General features: G+C 68.6%; 23 protein-coding genes, 1 tRNA gene and 1 riboswitch. Of the genes, 15 read left to right on the top strand and 9 right to left on the bottom strand.

Annotated features, from left to right (window positions below; all coding sequences use genetic code 11):
* Positions 1-10: 10 nt before the first annotated feature.
* The 5 genes from LGI35_RS18905 to LGI35_RS18890 all read left to right on the top strand — a co-directional run bounded on the left by LGI35_RS18905 (position 11) and on the right by LGI35_RS18890 (position 3,599).
* Complete coding sequence (locus tag LGI35_RS18905; RefSeq protein WP_227294988.1) at positions 11-1,486, top strand: amino acid permease; 1,476 nt, start codon at positions 11-13, stop codon at positions 1,484-1,486.
* Positions 1,487-1,603: 117 nt separating this feature from the next.
* Positions 1,604-2,020, top strand: coding sequence for a M67 family metallopeptidase (locus tag LGI35_RS18900; protein WP_227294987.1), 417 nt, complete (start codon positions 1,604-1,606; stop codon positions 2,018-2,020).
* Between the two features lie 103 nt (positions 2,021-2,123).
* A complete protein-coding gene (locus LGI35_RS46390; RefSeq protein WP_323136349.1) occupies positions 2,124-2,228 on the top strand; it encodes a putative leader peptide in 105 nt (34 codons plus the stop codon).
* 136 nt (positions 2,229-2,364) lie between these two features.
* Positions 2,365-2,643, top strand: a complete 279-nt coding sequence (locus LGI35_RS18895; RefSeq protein WP_227294986.1) for a MoaD/ThiS family protein — start codon at positions 2,365-2,367, stop codon at positions 2,641-2,643.
* 5 nt (positions 2,644-2,648) lie between these two features.
* Positions 2,649-3,599 (top strand): PLP-dependent cysteine synthase family protein, encoded by a 951-nt coding sequence (locus LGI35_RS18890; protein WP_227294985.1) that lies wholly within the window; start codon positions 2,649-2,651, stop codon positions 3,597-3,599.
* Positions 3,600-3,818: 219 nt separating this feature from the next.
* On the opposite strand, the gene LGI35_RS18885 is transcribed toward LGI35_RS18890, so the two are convergent.
* A complete protein-coding gene (locus tag LGI35_RS18885) occupies positions 3,819-4,268 on the bottom strand; it encodes a type II toxin-antitoxin system PemK/MazF family toxin (protein ID WP_227294984.1) in 450 nt (149 codons plus the stop codon).
* 207 nt (positions 4,269-4,475) lie between these two features.
* Between LGI35_RS18885 and LGI35_RS18880 the strand changes: the two genes are divergently transcribed.
* Complete coding sequence (locus LGI35_RS18880) at positions 4,476-5,228, top strand: MBL fold metallo-hydrolase (RefSeq protein WP_227294983.1); 753 nt, start codon at positions 4,476-4,478, stop codon at positions 5,226-5,228.
* 71 nt (positions 5,229-5,299) lie between these two features.
* Here LGI35_RS18880 and LGI35_RS18875 read toward each other — a convergent pair whose 3' ends face one another.
* Positions 5,300-6,565, bottom strand: coding sequence for a PTS transporter subunit EIIC (locus tag LGI35_RS18875; protein WP_227294982.1), 1,266 nt, complete (start codon positions 6,563-6,565; stop codon positions 5,300-5,302).
* A 252-nt stretch (positions 6,566-6,817) separates the two neighbouring features.
* Positions 6,818-8,107, bottom strand: coding sequence for a PTS transporter subunit EIIC (locus LGI35_RS18870; RefSeq protein WP_227294981.1), 1,290 nt, complete (start codon positions 8,105-8,107; stop codon positions 6,818-6,820).
* A gap of 140 nt (positions 8,108-8,247) precedes the next feature.
* Between LGI35_RS18870 and LGI35_RS18865 the strand changes: the two genes are divergently transcribed.
* From LGI35_RS18865 to rdgB, 4 genes are all read left to right on the top strand, one after another.
* Positions 8,248-8,568 carry a PTS sugar transporter subunit IIB gene (locus LGI35_RS18865; RefSeq protein ID WP_264484677.1) on the top strand — a complete coding sequence of 107 codons (321 nt, stop codon included), beginning with the start codon at positions 8,248-8,250 and terminating at the stop codon, positions 8,566-8,568.
* An 87-nt stretch (positions 8,569-8,655) separates the two neighbouring features.
* On the top strand, positions 8,656-9,393 hold the full coding sequence (gene rph, locus LGI35_RS18860) for a ribonuclease PH (RefSeq protein WP_116512764.1): 738 nt from the start codon (positions 8,656-8,658) through the stop codon (positions 9,391-9,393).
* A gap of 110 nt (positions 9,394-9,503) precedes the next feature.
* On the top strand, positions 9,504-9,902 hold the full coding sequence (locus LGI35_RS18855) for a TrbJ/VirB5 family protein (protein WP_227294979.1): 399 nt from the start codon (positions 9,504-9,506) through the stop codon (positions 9,900-9,902).
* A gap of 34 nt (positions 9,903-9,936) precedes the next feature.
* Positions 9,937-10,542: an RdgB/HAM1 family non-canonical purine NTP pyrophosphatase gene (rdgB, locus tag LGI35_RS18850; RefSeq protein WP_227294978.1), complete on the top strand. Its 606-nt coding sequence runs from the start codon at positions 9,937-9,939 to the stop codon at positions 10,540-10,542.
* Positions 10,543-10,588: 46 nt separating this feature from the next.
* Here rdgB and LGI35_RS18845 read toward each other — a convergent pair.
* The 5 genes from LGI35_RS18845 to bcp all read right to left on the bottom strand — a co-directional run bounded on the left by LGI35_RS18845 (position 10,589) and on the right by bcp (position 14,407).
* Positions 10,589-10,672, bottom strand: a tRNA-Leu gene (locus LGI35_RS18845).
* A 12-nt stretch (positions 10,673-10,684) separates the two neighbouring features.
* Positions 10,685-11,524: an HNH endonuclease gene (locus tag LGI35_RS18840; RefSeq protein ID WP_227294977.1), complete on the bottom strand. Its 840-nt coding sequence runs from the start codon at positions 11,522-11,524 to the stop codon at positions 10,685-10,687.
* Complete coding sequence (locus tag LGI35_RS18835) at positions 11,521-12,012, bottom strand: HNH endonuclease signature motif containing protein (protein WP_323182801.1); 492 nt, start codon at positions 12,010-12,012, stop codon at positions 11,521-11,523. Before LGI35_RS18835 ends, LGI35_RS18840 begins: the two co-directional genes overlap by 4 nt.
* A 272-nt stretch (positions 12,013-12,284) precedes the next feature.
* Entirely contained in the window at positions 12,285-13,796 is a 1,512-nt protein-coding gene (gene proP, locus LGI35_RS18830) for a glycine betaine/L-proline transporter ProP (RefSeq protein ID WP_227294975.1), read from the bottom strand.
* Positions 13,797-13,939: 143 nt separating this feature from the next.
* A complete protein-coding gene (bcp, locus tag LGI35_RS18825; RefSeq protein ID WP_227294974.1) occupies positions 13,940-14,407 on the bottom strand; it encodes a thioredoxin-dependent thiol peroxidase in 468 nt (155 codons plus the stop codon).
* Between the two features lie 130 nt (positions 14,408-14,537).
* On the opposite strand from bcp, the gene LGI35_RS18820 reads away from it, so the two are divergent.
* The 3 genes from LGI35_RS18820 (at position 14,538) to LGI35_RS18810 (ending at position 15,848) form a co-directional block, all read left to right on the top strand.
* Positions 14,538-14,876 carry a DUF3618 domain-containing protein gene (locus tag LGI35_RS18820; RefSeq protein ID WP_227294973.1) on the top strand — a complete coding sequence of 113 codons (339 nt, stop codon included), beginning with the start codon at positions 14,538-14,540 and terminating at the stop codon, positions 14,874-14,876.
* A 44-nt stretch (positions 14,877-14,920) separates the two neighbouring features.
* A complete protein-coding gene (locus LGI35_RS18815) occupies positions 14,921-15,277 on the top strand; it encodes a GroES family chaperonin (RefSeq protein WP_116512770.1) in 357 nt (118 codons plus the stop codon).
* Between the two features lie 158 nt (positions 15,278-15,435).
* A riboswitch (guanidine-III (ykkC-III) riboswitch) is annotated at positions 15,436-15,496 on the top strand.
* Positions 15,497-15,527: 31 nt separating this feature from the next.
* A complete protein-coding gene (locus LGI35_RS18810; RefSeq protein ID WP_227294972.1) occupies positions 15,528-15,848 on the top strand; it encodes a DMT family transporter in 321 nt (106 codons plus the stop codon).
* Between the two features lie 18 nt (positions 15,849-15,866).
* Here LGI35_RS18810 and LGI35_RS18805 read toward each other — a convergent pair whose 3' ends face one another.
* Positions 15,867-18,110 carry a transglycosylase domain-containing protein gene (locus LGI35_RS18805; protein ID WP_227294971.1) on the bottom strand — a complete coding sequence of 748 codons (2,244 nt, stop codon included), beginning with the start codon at positions 18,108-18,110 and terminating at the stop codon, positions 15,867-15,869.
* 209 nt (positions 18,111-18,319) lie between these two features.
* Between LGI35_RS18805 and LGI35_RS18800 the strand changes: the two genes are divergently transcribed.
* The gene (locus tag LGI35_RS18800) at positions 18,320-19,132 is read left to right on the top strand and encodes an ABC transporter permease (RefSeq protein ID WP_227294970.1); all 813 of its coding nucleotides are present in this window, start codon (positions 18,320-18,322) and stop codon (positions 19,130-19,132) included.
* A 40-nt stretch (positions 19,133-19,172) separates the two neighbouring features.
* Complete coding sequence (locus LGI35_RS18795; RefSeq protein ID WP_323182873.1) at positions 19,173-19,937, top strand: ABC transporter permease; 765 nt, start codon at positions 19,173-19,175, stop codon at positions 19,935-19,937.
* The last annotated feature ends 2 nt before the right edge of the window (positions 19,938-19,939 follow it).

Below are 19,939 nucleotides of genomic sequence, written 5' to 3'. Positions count from 1 at the left end.
GCGCAACACCATGACCTCAGTGCAGGTCGGCAAGCAAAACGACGGCAATGAGGCCGTGCAGGCCCCCGGCGAGTCCGGTGAGGGCGAGGGTTACCAGCGCGGTCTAGGTGCCCGGCAGATCCAGATGATCGCCATCGGCGGCGCCATCGGGACCGGCCTCTTCCTCGGCGCGGGCAAGGGCATCTCGAAGGCGGGCCCCAGCCTGATCCTCGCGTACGCCATCGCGGGCCTCGTCATCTTCTTCATCATGCGGGCGCTCGGCGAGCTCCTCATGTACCGCCCCGTCTCGGGCTCCTTCTCGGAGTACGCGCGTGAGTTCATCGGCCCCTTCGCGGGCTTCGTGACCGGCTGGACGTACTGGCTCTTCTGGGTCGTCACGGGCATCACCGAGGTCACCGCGGCCGCCCAGTACATGAAGTACTGGACCCACGACAGCGTTCCCCAGTGGCTCACGGCACTCGTCTTCACCCTCATCCTCTACGCCGTGAACCTGATCTCCGTGAAGCTCTTCGGTGAGCTGGAGTTCTGGTTCTCGATGGTGAAGGTCACCGCGATCGTCGGCATGATCCTCATCTGCGCCGGCATCCTCACGGTCGGCTTCTCCGACGCGGGCGACACCGCCTCCGTCACGCACCTGTGGTCCGACGGCGGCTTCTTCCCGAACGGCATCGGCTCCACCCTCATGACCCTCCAGATGGTCATGTTCGCCTTCCTCGCCGTCGAGCTCGTCGGCGTCACCGCGGGCGAGTCCAAGGACCCGAAGACCGTCCTGCCCAAGGCCATCAACACCGTGCCGTGGCGCATCGCCGTCTTCTACGTCGGCGCGCTGATCATGATCCTCTCGGTCGTGCCGTGGACGAACTTCCAGCCGGGCGTCTCCCCGTTCGTCGCCGCCTTCGAGAAGATGGGCCTCGGCGTCGGCGCCGCCATCGTCAACTTCGTCGTCCTGACCGCGGCCCTGTCGTCCTGCAACTCCGGCATGTACTCCACCGGCCGCATGCTGCGCGACCTCGCGCTCAACGGCCAGGGCCCGAAGTTCTTCACCAAGCTCACCAAGTCCGGCACGCCCCTCATCGGCACGACGGTCTCCGCCGCGATGATGCTGGTCGGCGTCTGGATCAACTACCAGTGGCCCGGCGAGGCGTTCAACTACGTCGTCTCCTTCGCCACCATCTCCGGCATGTGGGCCTGGATCGTCATCCTGATCTGCCAGATCCGCTACCGCCTCAAGGCCGACCGCGGCGAACTGCCCCAGTCCTCCTTCAAGGCCCCCGGCGGCATCATCCCCAGCATCTTCGCGCTCGCCTTCATCGGCATGGTGATCGTGCTGATGGGCATCGACAAGGACGCCCGCGTCTCGCTCTACTGCGCGCCGCTGTGGGCCGTCATCCTCGGCATCTCGTACGTCGTCCTGCGCAGCCGCAACCCGCAGAGCGCGGCGTTCGCGAAGCGCAAGCAGTCCGAGCAGCCGACGCAGTCCAAGTAGTCCGAGTAGTCCCAGCAGTCCCACAGCAGTTCCGGGGCAACCCCCCGCGTCTCAGCATCCGGGCCCTCCCGTACCGCACTCCGGTACGGGAGGGCCCGTCTGTCTATCCTGAGCCCCATGCTGACCCTGACCCAGGCCCTCTACGACCAGATCGTGGCCCACGCGCGCGCCGACCACCCCGACGAGGCGTGCGGCGTCGTCGCGGGACCGGTGGGCACCGGCAGGCCCGAGCGCTTCATCCCGATGCTCAACGCCGCCCGCTCGCCCACGTTCTACGAGTTCGACTCGGGTGACCTGCTGAAGCTGTACCGCGAGATGGACGACCGGGACGAGGAGCCCGTGATCATCTACCACTCGCACACCGCGACCGAGGCCCACCCCTCCCGCACCGACATCACCTACGCGAACGAGCCGGGCGCCCACTACGTCCTCGTCTCCACCGCGGACACCGACGACGCGGGACCCTTCCAGTTCCGCTCCTTCCGGATCGTCGAGGGCGTCGTGACCGAGGAAGAGGTCGAGGTCACCCCGTAGCCATGGCCTCCCATCCCGGATGCGTCCCATACTTCGGACGGAAATCGACCGCATGGTGAGATCACACTCCGGGATCCCGGCCGGGAATCGATACGATGACCCCATGGTTCTTCACGACGTGAGCGACAAGACGCCGGGCATGCTGCTCGTGGCGCGCCTTCACGTCGACCTGTGCCGCCTCGCCAGCGCCATCTGTCCCGATTCCTGACGCGCCCCGCGCACTGCTTCGCAGGCTTCGGGCCGCTGCGGCGGACGCCGTCCGCCGGTCCGACGTGTCGTGGGCACCGCTGTTCCAGCGCACGCCAAAGCCCTTCCGTACCCTTCCCTGTTACTGGAGTCCAGCCATGGCCATCGAGGTCCGCATCCCGACCATCCTCCGCACCTACACCGACGGCCAGAAGTCCGTCGAGGGCAGCGGGGACACGCTCGCCGAGCTCTTCGCCGACCTCGAGACCCGCCACACGGGCATCCGGGCCCGCATCGTGGACGGTGAGCAGCTGCGCCGCTTCGTGAACGTCTACCTGAACGACGAGGACGTCCGCTTCCTCGACGGCATCACCACCAAGCTCGCCGACGGCGACAACGTCACGATCCTGCCGGCCGTGGCCGGCGGCATGGCCTGATCGGGATGCGGTACGACTCCCCGCTCGCCGCGGTCGGCAACACGCCCCTGGTGCAGCTGCCGCGGCTCTCGCCGTCCGAGGACGTACGGATCTGGGCGAAGCTCGAGGACCGCAACCCGACCGGCTCGATCAAGGACCGCCCCGCGCTCCACATGATCGAGCAGGCCGAGAAGGACGGCCGGCTCACCCCCGGCTGCACCATCCTCGAGCCGACCTCGGGCAACACCGGCATCTCGCTCGCCATGGCGGCCCGTCTCAAGGGCTACCGCATGGTGTGCGTCATGCCGGAGAACACCTCGCAGGAGCGCAGGGACCTGCTCGCGATGTGGGGCGCCGAGATCATCCCGTCGCCCGCGGCGGGCGGCTCCAACACCGCCGTCCGCATGGCCAAGGAACTGAGCGCGCAGCACCCGGACTGGGTGATGCTCTACCAGTACGGCAATCCGGACAACGCGGGCGCCCACTACGCGACGACCGGCCCCGAGATCCTCGCCGACCTGCCGTCCGTCACCCACTTCGTGGCGGGCCTCGGCACGACGGGCACCCTCATGGGCGTCGGCCGCTACCTGCGCGAACAGAAGCCGGACGTCAAGATCGTCGCCGCGGAGCCGCGCTACGACGACCTGGTCTACGGCCTGCGCAACCTCGACGAGGGCTTCGTCCCCGAGCTGTACGACGCCTCCGTCCTGACCACCCGCTTCTCGGTCGGCTCCGCCGACGCGGTGACCCGCACCCGTGAACTCCTCCAGCAGGAGGGAATCTTCGCGGGCGTCTCCACCGGAGCGGCCCTGCACGCGGCGATCGGCGTCGGCCGCAAGGCGGTCGCGGCCGGGGACTCCGCCGACATCGTCTTCGTCGTCGCCGACGGCGGCTGGAAGTACCTGTCGACCGGCGTCTACACGGCGGCCACGACGGAAGAAGCGATCGAGACGCTGCACGGCCAGCTCTGGGCGTGAGCACGAATCGTCGAAGCGGGGGCCGGGCCGGCAGCAGTACGGCCCGGCCCCCGCTCGCACGTAAGCCCGCTTCCACGTAGGCCCGCTTTCCCGTGGGCCCGCTTCCACGGATGCCGCTCTCACGTGGGCCCGCTTCCGCGTAAGCCGCTGTCATGTCAGCCGGCAGGCGCGTCAGCCGGCGGGCACGTCAGCCCGCGGGCACGTCGGCCGGCCCCCGCGTCACCTCGCCAGATGCCGGACCTGGTCCCAGACCACCGGGTCCAGCACCCCGGCCCTACGCCGGAAGTCACCCACGGGAACCTCGCGGAGCTCATCCGTCTCCAGGAAGCTCGGCCTGCCCTGCGCGTCGCCCACGGTTCCGGGCGGCAGCGCGATCACCCCGGCCCGCTCGTCGTGGTACTTGCTGGTGATCTTCGCAACGCGCGCCCGCCGCCGGCGCACCGTCAGCACGAGGCACGGCCTGTCCTTGCCGCCCGGCCCGTCCTCGTACGGCACCACCGCCCACCAGATCTCGCCCGGCTGCGGCCGCGCACCCGGTGCGCGCGGCCCCCGCGGCGGGCGGGTCCGGCCGCCGGGCCGACGGTGCCCGCGGCCCCACCCGTCGACGAGCGTCGCGACGAGCGCGAGCAGCAGCACCGCGGCGAGCGCGAGCCACCATGACGTGTCCATACGGGAGACGGTACCGGTGCACCGGCGCGATGCCGCGCCGGACGCACGCCCCCCGAACCGGTGACAGCACAGGTGAGTTCTCCCACAACGGCCCACGACTGAGGAGCGACCGGCCCTTTTGCGCCTTACGCTCGACGGACCGATCGCCCCCTTTTCCTTCTGCTCTCATCCCGCTCTCTGACTGCCAGCGCGGAGGTTCCGGCTCTTATGAAGCTCACCGTCGTCGGCTGCTCGGGGTCGTTCCCGTCCGCGGATTCGGCCTGCTCGAGCTACCTCGTCGAGGCCGACGGCTTCAGGCTGCTACTCGACATGGGCAATGGCGCCCTGGGCGAGCTGCAGCGCCACTGCGGTCTCTACGACCTCGACGCGATCTTCCTCAGCCATCTGCATGCCGACCACTGCATCGACATGTGCGGCTACTTCGTGGCGCGCTACTACCGCCACGACGGCGGCCGCTGCGCCCCGATCCCGGTCTACGGCCCCGAGGGCACGGAACAGCGCCTCACCACGGCGTACGCGGACACGCCCTCCGCCTCCTCGATGAGCGAGGTCTTCGACTTCCACACGGTGAAGCCGGGCTGGCACGAGATCGGCCCGTTCACGGTGCGCACGGAGAAGGTGTGCCACCCCGTCGAGGCGTACGGCATCCGCGTCGAGCACGACGGCAGATCACTCGCGTACTCCGGGGACACGGGCGCGTGCCCCGCGCTCGACGAACTGGCCGCGGACAGCGACCTGTTCCTGTGCGAGGCGGCGTTCACGCACGGCAAGGAGAACATCCCCGACCTCCACCTCAACGGCCGCGAGGCGGGCGCGTCCGCGACCCGGGCCGGCGCGCGCCGCCTCGTCCTCACCCACATCCCGCCGTGGACGGACCCCCAGGCCAACCTCGCGGACGCCCGTGCCGTGTACGCCGGACCGGCCGAACTGGCCGCGCCCGGGCGGGTGTACGAGATCTGAGCCCGGCATGACGAAGGCCCCCGGAACCGCATCGGTTCCGGGGGCCTTCGTCGTCGTGCGGGGGCCGGGGCCTACTTGCTCTCGGCCTTGAGGAGTTCAGCCAGCTCCTCGTCGGACTCGCGGCCCGGCGTAGGAATGTTGAACTTGGTGATCGCGAACCGGAAGATCACGTAGTAGACCACCGCGAAGCAGAGGCCGACCAGCGCGAGACCCAACGGGTTGGTCGCGATACCGAGGTTGAGGAAGTAGTCGACCGCGCCGGCGGAGAAGCCGAAGCCGTCCTTCATGCCGAGCGCCCAGGTCAGCGCCATCGAGACACCGGTGAGCACCGCGTGGATCGCGTACAGGGCCGGGGCGATGAACATGAACGTGAACTCGATCGGCTCGGTCACGCCGGTGACGAACGCGGTGGCCGCGAGCGAGAACATCATGCCGCCGACGACCTTGCGGCGCTCGGGGCGGGCGCAGTGGACGATCGCGAGACAGGCCGCCGGGAGGGCGAACATCATGATCGGGAAGAAGCCGGTCATGAACTGGCCGGCGCTCGGGTCGCCCTGGAGGAAGCGCGCGATGTCGCCGCTCTTGCCCTGGTACGTACCGGCCTGGAACCACGGGAACGAGTTGAGCAGGTGGTGCATGCCGATCGGGATCAGCGCACGGTTGGCGACACCGAAGATGCCGGCGCCGACCGCGCCCGAGCCGACCAGCCACTCACCGAAGTTGTGCAGGCCGGTGCCGAGCACGGGCCAGATGAGGCCGAAGACGATGCCGATGACCAGGCCCGCGAAGGCGGAGAGGATCGGGACGAGGCGGCGGCCGCCGAAGAAGCCCGCCCAGTCGGGAAGCTTGGTCCGGTAGAACTTCTGGTAGAGCAGGGCCACGACGACGCCCATGACGACACCGCCGAGCACACCGGCGTTGACCGGCGCCTCGTTCATGACGATCTTGCCGTCGACGACGGCGGCGACCTTCGGCAGGTTGCTGTCCGTGAAGGTGGCGAGCACCTTCTGGAAGACCAGGTAGCCGGTGACGGCCGCGAGCGCGGTGGAGCCGTCGGACTTCTTGGCGAAGCCGATGGCGATACCGACGCAGAACAGCAGCGGCATGTTGTCGAGCAGCGCACCGCCGCCCGCCGACATGTACGACGCCAGCTTGGTGATGAAGGTGGGGAACGAGTCCCTGCCGAGCATGTCGGGCTGCCCGAACCGGACCAGGAGCGCGGCGGCGGGCAGCACCGCGACCGGCAGCATGAGGCTGCGGCCGATGCGCTGCATGACAGCCATCGCGCCCGCGCCCTTCTTCTTGGCGGCCGCGGGGGCGGCACTGGCCGTGGTCACAACTTCCTCCAGTAGGCAAGGCGCCGCCCGGGGGAAAGGTGGGGACGGCGGCGTCTCGGAAACCCGGCTCTGCGGCCGCGTGGTCTACACCACTCAGTGGTGTAGACCTGTTGTAGCACGGTGAAGGTCGTATAAGGAACCCGCTCCTTCGCGGGATCCTTGTGCGCTCAGTCATATGCGACAGCGCGGAACAAAGCCCCCGGACCAGGAGGGTCCGGGGGCTGTGGGAGCTCGGGGCTCGGGGAGCGGGTGTCAGGCCTTCGTGACGTCCTCGACCTGGTCCTCCGGCTCACGGCCCGGCGTCTTCAGATCGAACTTGGTGATCGCGAATCTGAAGATCGCGTAGTAGACCGCCGCGAAGGCCAGCCCGATCGGGATGATCAGCCAAGGCTTGGTCGCGAGGCTCCAGTTGATGACGTAGTCGATCAGACCCGCCGAGAAGCTGAAGCCGTCGTGCACGCCCAGCGCCCACGTCACCGCCATCGATACGCCGGTGAGGACCGCGTGAATCGCGTAGAGCACCGGTGCCACGAAGAGGAACGAGTACTCGATCGGCTCGGTGATGCCGGTGACGAACGAGGTCAGGGCGACCGACAGCATCAGACCGCCGACCACCTTGCGGCGCTCCGGGCGCGCGCAGTGCGTCATCGCCAGGCACGCGGCCGGCAGCGCGAACATCATGATGGGGAAGAAGCCCGAGGTGAACTGGCCCGCGTTCGGGTCGCCCGCCAGGAACATGTTGATGTCACCGTGCACCTCGGTGCCGTCCGGTTTCGTGTACGTGCCGAACTGGAACCAGATGGGCACGTTCAGGAACTGGTGCAGGCCGATCACCAGCAGCGCGCGGTTGGCGACACCGAAGATGCCGGAGCCGAGCCAGTCCAGGCCCACGAGCCAGTCGCTGAAGCTCTCCAGGGCGTCACCGATCGGCGGCCAGATCCACAGGCAGATCGCGGCGACGGCGATGGCGACGAAGGCCATGATGATCGGGACGAGGCGGCGGCCGTTGAAGAAGCCGAGCCAGTCGACCAGTTTGGTGCGGTGGTAACGCTGCCAGAAGAAGGCGGCGAGCAGGCCCATGACGATGCCGCCGAAGACACCCGGGTTCTGGTAGGTGAACGCCACCACCGTGTGGTCCACCGTCAGCTGGCACCCGGTGGTGACCGCCTTGGAGCCGCCCGGGCATCCCTCGGGGAACTGGCGCAGGACGTTGTAGTAGACGAGGAAGCCGACGACCGCCGCGAGCGCCGTCGAACCGTCCGACTTCTTGGCCATGCCGATCGCCACACCGATGCAGAACAGCAGCGGAAGCCCGAGCGCGCCGTCGAGCAGGGCGCCACCCGCACCGACCATCACCCTGGAGACATCGGTCCACCCCAGGCCCTCGTCGCCGAAGACGTCCGGCTGGCCGAGCCGGTTGAGGATGCCTGCCGCGGGCAGCACGGCGATGGGGAGCTGGAGGCTGCGACCCATCTTCTGCAGACCCTGGAAAAGGCGGCTCCACGGGCTGGGTCTGTAGACGGCCGCGCTGTCGGCGCTCATGGGCGTCCTCCCGGAACAAGGCGCTGGGGCGGTACGTTTGGCGGTCGTGGGAAACTGGTGTAGACCAGTCGCGGACGGGTCGGTCGGCGCGGGCCTGTAAGGGCATGACGCCGTGATCGTCATCATTGGTCACGGGTTGAATGACCGCTCGTGAAGATGGGCCAACCGTGGGTTACCGTGACAAAGCGGGCCCATGGCGGGCCAAGAGAGAAGTCAGGGAGAACCACATGGCCACCAAGGCTGAGAAGATCGTCGCCGGGCTCGGCGGGCTCGACAACATCGAAGAGGTCGAGGGCTGCATCACCCGCCTGCGCACCGAGGTCATCGACCCCAGCAAGGTCGACGAGGCCGCCCTGAAGGCCGCCGGCGCCCACGGCGTCGTCAAGATGGGCACCGCCATCCAGGTCGTCATCGGCACCGACGCCGACCCCATCGCCGCCGACATCGAAGACATGATGTGAGCGCCGGGCAACCCGCCTAGGCGCGAAGAAGGCCCCTCACCGGACACCCGGAACGGGGCCTTCGACGTTTTCGCTAGGCTCACTGCCATGTCTCGCATCGACGGCCGCACCCCCGAACAGCTCCGCCCCATCACCATCGAACGAGGGTGGAGCAAGCACGCAGAAGGCTCCGTCCTCGTCTCCTTCGGCGACACCAAGGTCTTCTGCACCGCCTCCGTCACCGAAGGCGTCCCCCGCTGGCGCAAGGGCAGCGGCGAAGGCTGGGTCACCGCCGAGTACTCGATGCTCCCCCGCGCCACCAACACCCGCGGCGACCGCGAATCCGTCCGCGGCAAGATCGGCGGCCGCACCCACGAAATCAGCCGCCTCATCGGCCGCTCGCTGCGCGCCGTCATCGACTACAAGGCCCTCGGCGAGAACACCATCGTCCTCGACTGCGACGTCCTCCAGGCCGACGGCGGCACCCGCACCGCCGCCATCACCGGCGCCTACGTCGCCCTCGCCGACGCCATCACCTGGGCCCAGGGCAAGAAGCTCATCAAGGCCGGCCGCCAGCCCCTCACCGGCACCGTCTCCGCCGTCTCCGTCGGCATCGTCGGCGGCATCCCGCTCCTCGACCTCTGCTACGAGGAAGACGTACGCGCCGACACCGACATGAACGTCGTCTGCACCGGCGACGGCCGCTTCGTCGAGGTCCAGGGCACCGCCGAGGCCGAGCCGTTCGCCCGCGACGAACTCAACTCCCTTCTCGACCTGGCCGTTTCGGGCTGCGCCGACCTCGCTACCGCCCAGCGCGCGGCACTCGAGGCCACCCTCCAAAGGTAAAGAGCACGCCAAGTAGGGTGGCAACCCGAAAGACGCCCACCGCGTCACTACGGACGGGCGTACGGCATCTCGCCGTACGCCCGTTTCCGCACACAGGGGAGGACCGTTCCATGGCCGCGCGCCCACGCCACCGTCGCCGCATCGCCGTCATAGCCGCCACCGCGGCACTCATCGCCGTACCGGCCGCCGCCGGCTGCGGCGCGCTCGACAAGGCGCTCGACTGCGTCCAGACCGCCGACTCCATCGCCGACAGCGTCAGCGACCTCCAGCAGGCCGTCGAGAACGCGACGAACGACCCCGCGCAGGCCGACAAGGCGCTCGACTCCATCGACAAGAACCTCGACAAGATCGGCGACAAGACCGACAACGCCGACGTCTCCAAGGCCGTCGACGACCTCAATACGGCCGTGGGCAACGTCCGTACGGCCATCAAGAACGGCGACGAGACCCCCGACATCACCCCCGTCACCGACGCCGCCGGCGAACTGACCAAGGTCTGCACGCCGTGACGAGGGCACGAACGCCGGCGCGATACTGGTCCCCATGACCCGCCTCATCCTCGCCACCCGCAACGCCGGCAAGATCACCGAACTCAGGGCGATCCTCGCCGACGCAGGCCTGCCCCACGACCTCGTCGGCGCGGACGCCTACCCCGACATCCCCGACGTCAGGGAAACCGGCGTCACCTTCGCCGAGAACGCCCTCCTCAAGGCGCACGCCCTCGCCAAGGCCACCGGCCTGCCCGCCGTCGCCGACGACTCGGGCCTGTGCGTCGACGTACTCGGCGGAGCGCCCGGCATCTTCTCCGCCCGCTGGGCCGGCCGCCACGGCGACGACAAGGCCAACCTCGACCTCCTCCTCGCCCAGCTCGGCGACATCGACTCCGACACCCACCGCGGCGCCCACTTCGCCTGCGCAGCGGCGCTGGCCCTGCCGGACGGTACGGAGCGCGTGGTCGAGGGCCAGCTGCGCGGCACCCTGCGCCACAGCCCCACGGGCGCGAACGGCTTCGGCTACGACCCGATCCTCCAGGTGGAGGGCGACACCCGGACCTGCGCCGAGCTGACCCCGGACGAGAAGAACGCGATCTCCCACCGGGGGAAGGCGTTTCGGGCGCTGGTGCCGGTGGTGAGGGAACTGCTGGGCTGAGTAACCGGCCTGCGCCTCATACCTTTGAAGCGCAGGCCGCTGGCCGTGCGGCGGAAGGGATTCGAACCCTCAAGCCCTGTCACGGGCCACAGATCCTAAGTCTGCTGCGTCGCCGTTGCGCCACCGCCGCTCGGCCGACATGCTACCGGGCTCTGTTCCGGCCGCGACACCAGGTATTGGTGAACGCGTGGCAGTTCGGGCACAGGTAGCGCAGGTTGTCCCGGCGGTTGTCCAGCGGGTCGGCGTTGATGTGGTCGATCTCCAGGACCAGCCGCTTCCCCTGCCACAACTCGCCTAGGCCGCATTCGGCGCACGCGCGTGGCATGCCGAGCTCATCGAGTGCCCGGCGCAGTAGGTGCGTACGCGTGCGGTGCGAACCCGGCCTCCGGCGGACCAAGATCTCGTCGGCGTCCTTGCGCATTGGCGACGTGGTTCCGGCCCGATGGCTCTGCCCGACGAAGTGCTCCGTCGAGAGTCCGTACTCGTCAATGCTGCGTTTGGCCTTGGCACGTGCGCTGCCATCGAGCGAGGACTTGCCCAACCTGCGCATCAGCTCGGCCAGACCGCGTGAAGCGGCGACGGCTCGGGTGAATTCCTCTTCAGGGAAGAGGGCGGAGGCTGCATCTCCGCCGGCGGGTCTGAAGTGGCTGGTGCCGATGCCGAACTTGGTCAGCTTCTGCTTGATGAGCGAGTACGGTCCGTCCTCCGGTGGGATTCCCATGTGGACGAACATCTCGCGGATGCTTGTCGAGTGGGCCGCAGCGTCCGTCAGTACTTCTTTGGAGTACGACCTCCTTGGGCGGTCAGGGAGAGGCGCCTCCTGGAAGTGTGACGTGTCGATCTCGTAGTGTGCGAGGCGCTTGCGCAGGTAGCCGGCAGGCCCGCTCCCCATCGGTGCGCCGACGCGGCGCATCAGGTCAACCAGGCTGGTCGACTCCTTGGCTGCTTCGGTGAGGGTCTCGCGGGGGTACTTTCCGTTCATGCCGATCGCCGTTTCCGGCCCCGGTAAGTGTCCGTCACCCCATGGCAGTTGGGGCAGAGCAGGCGCAGGTTCTCCAGGCGGTTGTCCCACCACTCGCCGCTGACGTGATCGACCTCAAGTGAAATCGGCCGTCCGCGCCATTCCGATCGGGCGCACGTCGCGCACTGCTCCGCCACGCCGATGCGCAGCAGTTCCCGACGGAGGCGGACTCCATGAACCCGCCCATCCTCTGGAGACCGCAAGGCCAGGGGGTTCGTTGGAGCCTTACCGGACTTGTGCGCCGGTGGCGCGAAGTGCGAGGTGTCGATCCCGAGTGCCGCGATCCGGCGGCCGATGTGAGCCTGGTTGCCGCCGACGTTGTTGATGCCCAAGCGCCGCACCACGTCCCTGATGCTGCGCGACTCCGCGACGGCCGCTCGTAGCGCCTCGTCTGTGTGCCGTACTGCCCCGTGGCGGAAGTGCGAGGTGTCAATCTCGGCCTCGGTCATTTTCTGATGCAGGTAACGCTTGCTGTATCGAGTCGGTTCACCCCCACAGACCCGTACCGCCTCATCCCACGTCTCCGCCTCCCGAGCCGCCCTCTCCAGCAGCTCCCGCGTATACCGAGTCCCGGCCATGTTCACCCCTCCTGTTTCGCCCGCCCGTTCGTGACCTCGTACAGATCAACGAACCGAAAATCGGATCGTCACGCACGAAATGCGGAACGGCCCGCTCCGAGGGGAGCGGGCCGTTCGCAGGGGCGGGTGCGGGGTCGTCCGGGTCAGAACTTCGGGGAGCGGGCCTGGGACTCGACCAGTTCCGCCGCTTCCTCCTGCGTCTCCACCGACGGCGGGGAGCCCGCCAGGGGCTGTTGGGCCGTTTCCTTCATGCAGGCCACCGCGATGACGCCGACCAGGGCCGCCGCCATGGCGTAGTACGCGGGCATCATGTGCGTGCCCGTGACGCTGATCAGGGCGGTGACGACCAGCGGTGTCGTGCCGCCGAAGAGGGACGCCGAGAGGTTGTAGCCCACGGAGAGCGAGCCGTAGCGGACCTGGGTGGGGAAGAGGGCCGGGAGCGCCGCCGACATCGTGCCGAGCATGCAGACCAGGGACAGGCCGAGCAGCAGCATGCCGAGCGAGACCGCCCACAGGGCGCCGTTCTTGACCAGCAGGAACGAGGGGATGGAGAGGAGGAGGAAGCCCAGCATCCCCGCCATGAGGAGCGGCTTGCGGCCGAAGCGGTCGGAGAGTTTGCCGACCTGGGTGATGACCAGCATGAGGACGATCATCGTGGCGATGAGGATGAGCAGCCCGTGGGACTCCTTGTAGCCCATCTCGTCGGACAGGTACGTCGGCATGTACGACAGGAGCATGTAGTCGGTGATGTTGTAGGCGCCGACCAGGCAGATGCACAGGATGAGGGTGGGCCAGTAGCCGCGGAAGATCTTCGCGAGGTCGCCCTTCGCGGTGGTCTCGACGTTCGACGCCGCGTCCGACGCCCGGTGCGAGGACTCGTCCTCCAGTTTCTGGAAGGCGGGTGTCTCGTCGAGGCGCAGCCGGAGGTAGAGGCCGACGAGGCCGATGGGGCCCGCGACGAGGAACGGGACGCGCCAGCCCCAGGACTCCATGCTCCCGGTGCCGAGGAGGGTGGTCAGGACGGTGACCAGGCCTGCCGCGCCGACGTAGCCGGCGAGGGTGCCGAACTCCAGGAAGCTGCCGAAGAAGCCGCGGCGTTTGTCGGGTGCGTATTCGGCGATGAACGTGGAGGCGCCGCCGTATTCGCCGCCCGTGGAGAAGCCCTGGACGAGGCGGAAGAAGATCAGCAGGACGGGTGCCCAGAAGCCGATGACGGCGTACGACGGGATCAGTCCGATGGCGAAGGTGCCGATGGCCATCAGGATCATCGTCATCGCGAGGACCTTCTTGCGGCCGATCTTGTCACCCATGGGGCCGAACACCATGCCGCCGATGGGGCGGACCAGGAACGAGACGGCGAAGGTCGCGAAGGACGAGATCAGCTGGACCGTCGCGTTCCCGGAGGGGAAGAAGACGTGGCCGATGGTGACGGCGAGGTAGCTGTAGATGCCGAAGTCGAACCACTCCATGGCATTGCCGAGCGAGGCCGCCTTGACGGCCCGTTTCACCGCCGCCTCGTCCGTGACGGTGATGTCCGTGCGGCGCAGAGGTGGATTCTTCCGGCGTCTCACCGCGCGGAAGAGGGTCCTGTGGCGTTTGACCGCCGCCGGGTCGGCGGCGGCCCCGGTCTGCTCTGGGTCGAGGACGCCCGACATGGAGTGATCCCTTCTCTGGACGCGAAGTTCCAGGGGATCACTTGCTCCGAGGTGGCGATCGCAAACGGAAGTCCCCGGTGAAGGGGACTTCCGTCACATCTGCGGGTGCCCGGAAGGCCTGCGGTGAGCCGCGGCGCGGTGCGTCAGATTCCGAGATCCTTGATGATCTTCGCTACGTGGCCCGTGGCCCTCACGTTGTAGAGGGCTCGCTCGACCTTGCCGTCCTCGTCCACGACGATCGTGGAGCGGATCACGCCCGTCACCGTTTTGCCGTAGAGCTTCTTCTCGCCGTACGCGCCGTAGGCCTCGAGGGTCTCCTTCGAGGGGTCGCCGAGGAGCGTGACCTTGAGGTTTTCCTTCTCGCGGAACTTCGCGAGCTTCTCCGGCTTGTTCGGGGAGATGCCGATCACGTCGTAGCCCGCGCCCGTGAAGACGTCGAGGTTGTCCGTGAAGTCGCAGGCCTGCTTGGTGCAGCCGGGGGTGAGGGCGTCCGGGTAGAAGTAGACGATCGTCTTGCGGCCCTTGTGGTCGGCGAGGGAGACCTCGTTGCCGTCCGCGTCGGGCAGCGTGAAGGCGGGGGCGGTGTCGCCGGTCGTCAGTCGCTCGCTCATGGTGGGACTCCTCGTACGGGATACGGGTACGGGACCCGAGCGTAATAGGGGGTGCCGTGGGGTGCGGCGGCCGCCGAGCTGACAGACTGTCCATGACCAGTGCCACAACAGCGACCACGGAGGCAGCGCGGTGTCGGACACGTCGAGAACGTCGGATGCGCGGACCCCGGCGCAGATCGAGGCGGACATAAAGCGCCGTCGCGAGGCGCTGGCCGAGACTCTCGACGAGATCGGGGTGCGGGTGCACCCGAAGACGATCGTCGGTGACGCGAAGGCCAAGTTCGTCTCGAGTGTCGACCACACCGTCGGGCGGGCCTACGTGGGCGCGAACCGGCTGGTGTCGGACGTGAAGGCGCAGTTCGTCTCCGAGGAGGGTGCGCCGCGTGTGGAGCGCATCGTGCCCGTGGCTCTCGCCGTGGTCGGTCTCGTGGGGCTGCTCGCCGTGACCGCGCGGCGCCGCAAGCGCTGACCCTTGCTGCGTACGGGCATGGCGGCGGCAGGTAGGTTCGGGGCGTGAGCGCCAACAGCGAGAAGCACAGCACCCAGCACGACAAGTTGCCCATCCGCATGCTGCACGACCGTGTGCTCGTGCGGCAGGACTCCGCCGAGGGCGAGCGGCGCAGCGGTGGCGGGATCCTGATTCCGGCGACCGCGGCGGTCGGGCGGCGTCTGGCCTGGGCGGTCGTGGTGGCCGTCGGGCAGAACGTGCGGACGGTGGAGCCGGGCGACCGGGTGCTGTACGACCCGGAGGACCTGGCCGAGGTCGAGGTGCGGGGTGTCGCGTACGTGCTGATGCGTGAGCGCGATCTGCACGCGGTGGCCGCCGACCGGTTCGAGGGCTCCCAGGATTCGACGGGCCTGTACCTGTAGAGGCCCGTACCTGTAGAGGTCCGTACGCGCAGGGGCGCTGTCCCTGTACCTCTTGCGCCTGTACCTGTACCTGTACCTGTACCTGTCGAGCAGTCCAGCTCGTAGTGGCTTCGCAAAAGGGCTGGTGACCCTTGTCACCAGCCCTTTTACGCGTTCTTTGCTACCTTTGAGGGACCCCGACGAGACGCGCCGTACCGGGTATCGCAAAGACGACGCACCCCTGTTGATCCAACTGACGGAGGTGCCTGTCATGGCCTGGGTTCTTATCGTGATCGCCGGATTTCTCGAGGTCGGCTGGTCGATCGGCATGAAGTTCACGGACGGGTTCACCCGGCTGTGGCCGAGCGTGTTCACCGGCGCGGGCATCGTCGCCAGCATGGTGATGCTCTCCTACGCCGCCAAGACCCTGCCGATCGGTACGGCTTACGGCGTGTGGGTGGGCATCGGTGCGGCCGGTGCCGCCGTCGTCGGCATGCTGGCGCTCGGGGAGCCGGCGACGGCCGCGCGGATCTTCTTCATCGTGCTGCTGATCGTCGCGATCGTGGGTCTCAAGGCGACGTCGGGTCACTAGGGCCTTTGAGGGGCGCTGTCACTCGTCGGAGCCGGAGTCGCGGGTGGCGTCCGGGTCGCCGAACAGTTCGTTCATCGGTCCTGACGTCGGGTTCGGTTCCTCCGACGGAGTCGCGAGGGTGGGCTCCGCCGATGTGGACGGTGCGGTCGGAGGGCCGGACGACGCCGGTTCGGACGGGGGCTCGCTGGTGGGCTCGCCGGTGGTCGGTCCGGTGGACGACGGTTCGTCGGGTGCGGCCGAGGGGATCTCGGGCTGTTCGGCGCCGGACTCCAGGTCCAGGTCGAAGTCCTTGGCGGAGCTGCCCGCGAGCGCGTCCTTGGTGAACTGGGCCCAGATCTGCGCCGGGAAGCCGCCGCCGTTGATGCGCGCCAGGCCCAGCGCCCCGTAGAGCGGGGTGTGGGCGCCGGTGTCGGGATTCTGGCCCATGACGGCGACGACGGTGGCGAGGTCGGGGGTGTAGCCCGCGAACCAGGCCGCCGTGTCCTCCTCGGCGGTGCCGGTCTTGCCGGCGGCGGGCCGGTCCGCGGCGAGGGCGGCGGTGCCGGTGCCGCCCTCGACGACGCTCTGCAGGACGGACGTCGTCGTGTCGGCGGACTCGCGGGTGACGGCGCGCCTGGTGGTCTGCTCCGGCAGGTCGACCTTCTCGCCGTCCTTGCTGACCTCGGTGACGAGGGTGTACGTGGCGCGTCTGCCGTGGTTGGCGAGGGTGGCGTACGCCTCGGTCATGTCCAGGACGCTGGCCGTGGCCGGGCCGAGCGCGATCGAGGGGGACTCGGTCAGGTCGGGGGTGTTCTTGGGGAGGCCGAGGGCGATGGCGGTCTGTTTGACCTTGTCGGAGCCGACGTCGACGGCCATCTGTGCGTAGACCGCGTTGACGGACTTGTCGGTGGCGGTGCGGACGGTGATGGGGCCGTAGTCGACCTTGTCCTCGTTCTCCGGGGCGTAGTAGCCGCCGCTCCAGCCCTGTACGGGGCGGGCGTTGGTGCCGTCGTAGACGGTGTTCGGGGTGATGGTGCGGCCGTCCTGGGTGGTGGAGGCGTTCTCCACGGCCGAGGTGAAGACGAACGGCTTGAAGGTGGAGCCGACCTGGTAGTCGCGGCGCGTGGCGTTGTTGACGTACTGCTTCGTGTAGTCGATGCCGCCGTACATCGCGAGGACGTTGCCGGTCGCGGGGTCGATGGCGGCGCCGCCGGCGCGGACGTTGCGGTCGGCCGCGCGGTTCTCCTTGTCGAGTCTGGACATCAGCTGGTCGTCGACGGCTTTGACGAAGGCGTCCTGCTTCTTCTTCTGGAGTGTGGTGGTGATGCGGTAGCCGCCGACGGCCAGGGTGTCCTCGTCGACGATGCCGTTGTCCGTGAGGTAGTCCTTGACGGCCTGGACGAGGTAGCCGCGCTGGCCGGACATCCCGGCGGGGCCCTTGGCGTCGTCGGGCATGGGGAACGTCATCTTCCTGCGTTCGGCGGCGCTGAGCCAGCGTTCCTTGACCATGCCGTCGAGGACGTAGTTCCAGCGGGCGACGGCCTGCGCCTTGTTCTCGGGGTGGGCGACGACGTCGTACGAGCTGGGGGCGTTGAGGAGGGCCGCGAGGTAGGCGCCCTGCGCGGTGGTGAGGTCCTCGACGTCGACGCCGTAGTAGGCCTGGGCGGCTGCCTGGATGCCGTAGGCGTTGCGGCCGAAGTAGCTGGTGTTGAGGTAGCCCTCGAGGATGTGGTCCTTGCTCTCCTCGCGGTCCAGCTTGATCGAGATGAAGAACTCCTTCACCTTGCGGGTGATGGTCTGTTCCTGGCCCAGGTAGTAGTTCTTCACGTACTGCTGGGTGATCGTCGAGCCGGACTGCTTGCCCTTGCCGGTCACGGTGTTCCAGGCGGCGCGGACCATCGCCTTGGGGTCGATGGCGGACTCGTTGTAGAAGTCACGGTCCTCGGCGGCGAGTACGGCGTGCTGGACGGTCCCGGGGATCTGGGAGAGGGAGACGTTCTCGCGGTTGATCTCGCCGTCGCGGGCGAGCTGACTGCCGTCGGCGTACAGGTAGACGTTGCTCTGCGCGGTGGCGGTGGCGTTGGCGGGCGGGATCTTGACGAGGTAGTAGCCGAGGGCGAACAGGCCGATGCCCAGGAGCAGGAGGCCGAGGATCGTGCCGAGGACCATGCGCCAAGTGGGGATCAGACGGCGCCAGCCCGTGCGCCGGGGGCGTTTGCGTTTCGCCGGCGTCCCGGCTTTCCCGGACTCTGCGGCCTTCGGCTGCTGCGGCTCGTCGCTCATGCCCTGTGGAACTCCTGTTTCCCTCCGTACGTCACGTACGCCTCGTACGGCTCTTTACTTCCTGCCGGACACTCTGGCATCGATGGGTGGTGCGGCCGGGGCGTGGCACGCGCCGAGGGGGTGGAAAATGCGTGGCACGGTACTCCCTGCTCCCGCTAGGCTCCTGCGCTTTGGTCCGGAACGGAAGACGGGAGCGCGGGGGAGTGTTCGTGGGGTCCTGCCGGGTGTACGCGGCCGTCGCGGCCGGTGGGTTCCGGCGCTACGCGACGTACCGGTCGGCCACCGCGGCCGGCGTGTTCACGAACACCGTCTTCGGGTTCATCGTGGCGTACACGTACCTCGCGCTGTGGGACGAGCGGCCGGGGCTCGGCGGGTACGACCAGGCGCAGGCGCTGACGTACGTGTGGATCGGGCAGGCGCTCGCGCAGGCCCTGTCGATGTTCAACGCGGGGTTCGCCGTCGACATGGTGGCGCGGATCCGTAACGGCGACATCGCGGTGGACCTGTACCGGCCCGTGGACCTCCAACTGTGGTACCTGGCCGGTGACTTGGGACGGGCCGCGTTCCAGTTGTTCAGTCGAGGCCTGGTGCCCCTGACGGTGGGCGCGCTCGCCTTTCCGCTCGCGCTGCCGGGCGATCCGGTGGTGTGGCTGGAGTTCCTGGGGGCGGTGGTGCTGGCGGTGGTGGTGAGTTTCGCGATCCGCTATGTGCTGGCGCTGAGCGCGTTCTGGCTGCTCGACGGGTCGGGTGTCCTGCAGTTCGGCGGTCTGGTGGGGATGTTCTTCACGGGGCTGCTGCTGCCGCTCAACGCGATGCCCGGCGCGCTCGGCGACATCGCGCGCGTGCTGCCGTGGGCGTCGCTCCTCCAGATGCCGGCGGACATCCTCCTGGGCGCCCGCTCCGGCGCGGCCGAAGTCCTCATGGCGTACGCCTTCCAGGCGGGTTGGGCGGTCGTCCTGCTCGCCGCGGGCCGCCTCCTCCAGTCCTCCGCGACGCGCAAGGTGGTGCTCCAAGGTGGCTGACGTCGGCGGGAGCGTACGGGTCTACGGCCTGATCGCCGCGATGTGGATCCGCTCCACCCTGGTCTACCGCACGTCGTTCGCGGCCGCGGTCCTCACCAACTTCCTTGTCACGGCGCTCGACTTCGTCGTGATCTGGATGATGTTCTCGCAGGCGACCTCGCTCGGCGGCTACAGCTTCGCGGAGACCGCGTTCCTGTACGGGACCGCGTCCGTCTCCTTCGGGATCACCGCTCTCCTGCTCGGCAGCGTCGACGATCTCGGACTGCGGGTGCGCGACGGCTCCCTCGACGCGTTCCTGGTGCGCCCCGCGCCGGTGCTCGTGCAGGTGGCGGCGGACCGCTTCGGTCTGCGTCGCCTCGGCCGTTTCCTCCAGGGCGCCCTGGTCCTCGGCTGGTCGCTGACGCGCCTGGACCTCGACTGGACGCTCGTCAAGCTGCTTCTGCTGCCGGTGATGCTGCTGAGCGGCGCGGCGATCTTCGGCGCGGTGTACGTGGCGGGGGCGGCGTTCCAGTTCTGGGCTCAGGACGCGGCGGAGGCGCAGAGCGCGTTCACGTTCGGCGGGCTGACGCTGCTCCAGTACCCGCCGACGGTGTTCGCCAGGGACTTCGTGATCGGCGTGACGTTCGTCGTGCCGCTGGCCTTCGTCAACTGGCTGCCCGCGCTGTACGTGCTCGGCCGCCCCTATCCCATCGGGCTGCCCTGGTGGCTCGCCTTCACGCCGCCGCTGGTGGCCGCCGGGAGCTGTGTGCTCGCGGGTCTGGCCTGGCGCGCGGGTGTCCGTTCGTACCGCAGTACCGGGAGCTGAAG

The sequence above is a fragment of the Streptomyces longhuiensis genome, assembly GCF_020616555.1.
In the GTDB taxonomy this organism is placed as follows: Bacteria; Actinomycetota; Actinomycetes; order Streptomycetales; family Streptomycetaceae; genus Streptomyces; species Streptomyces longhuiensis.
The sequence above is the reverse complement of the archived record's forward strand: the minus strand, read 5'-3'. Positions and strand labels throughout refer to the sequence as shown.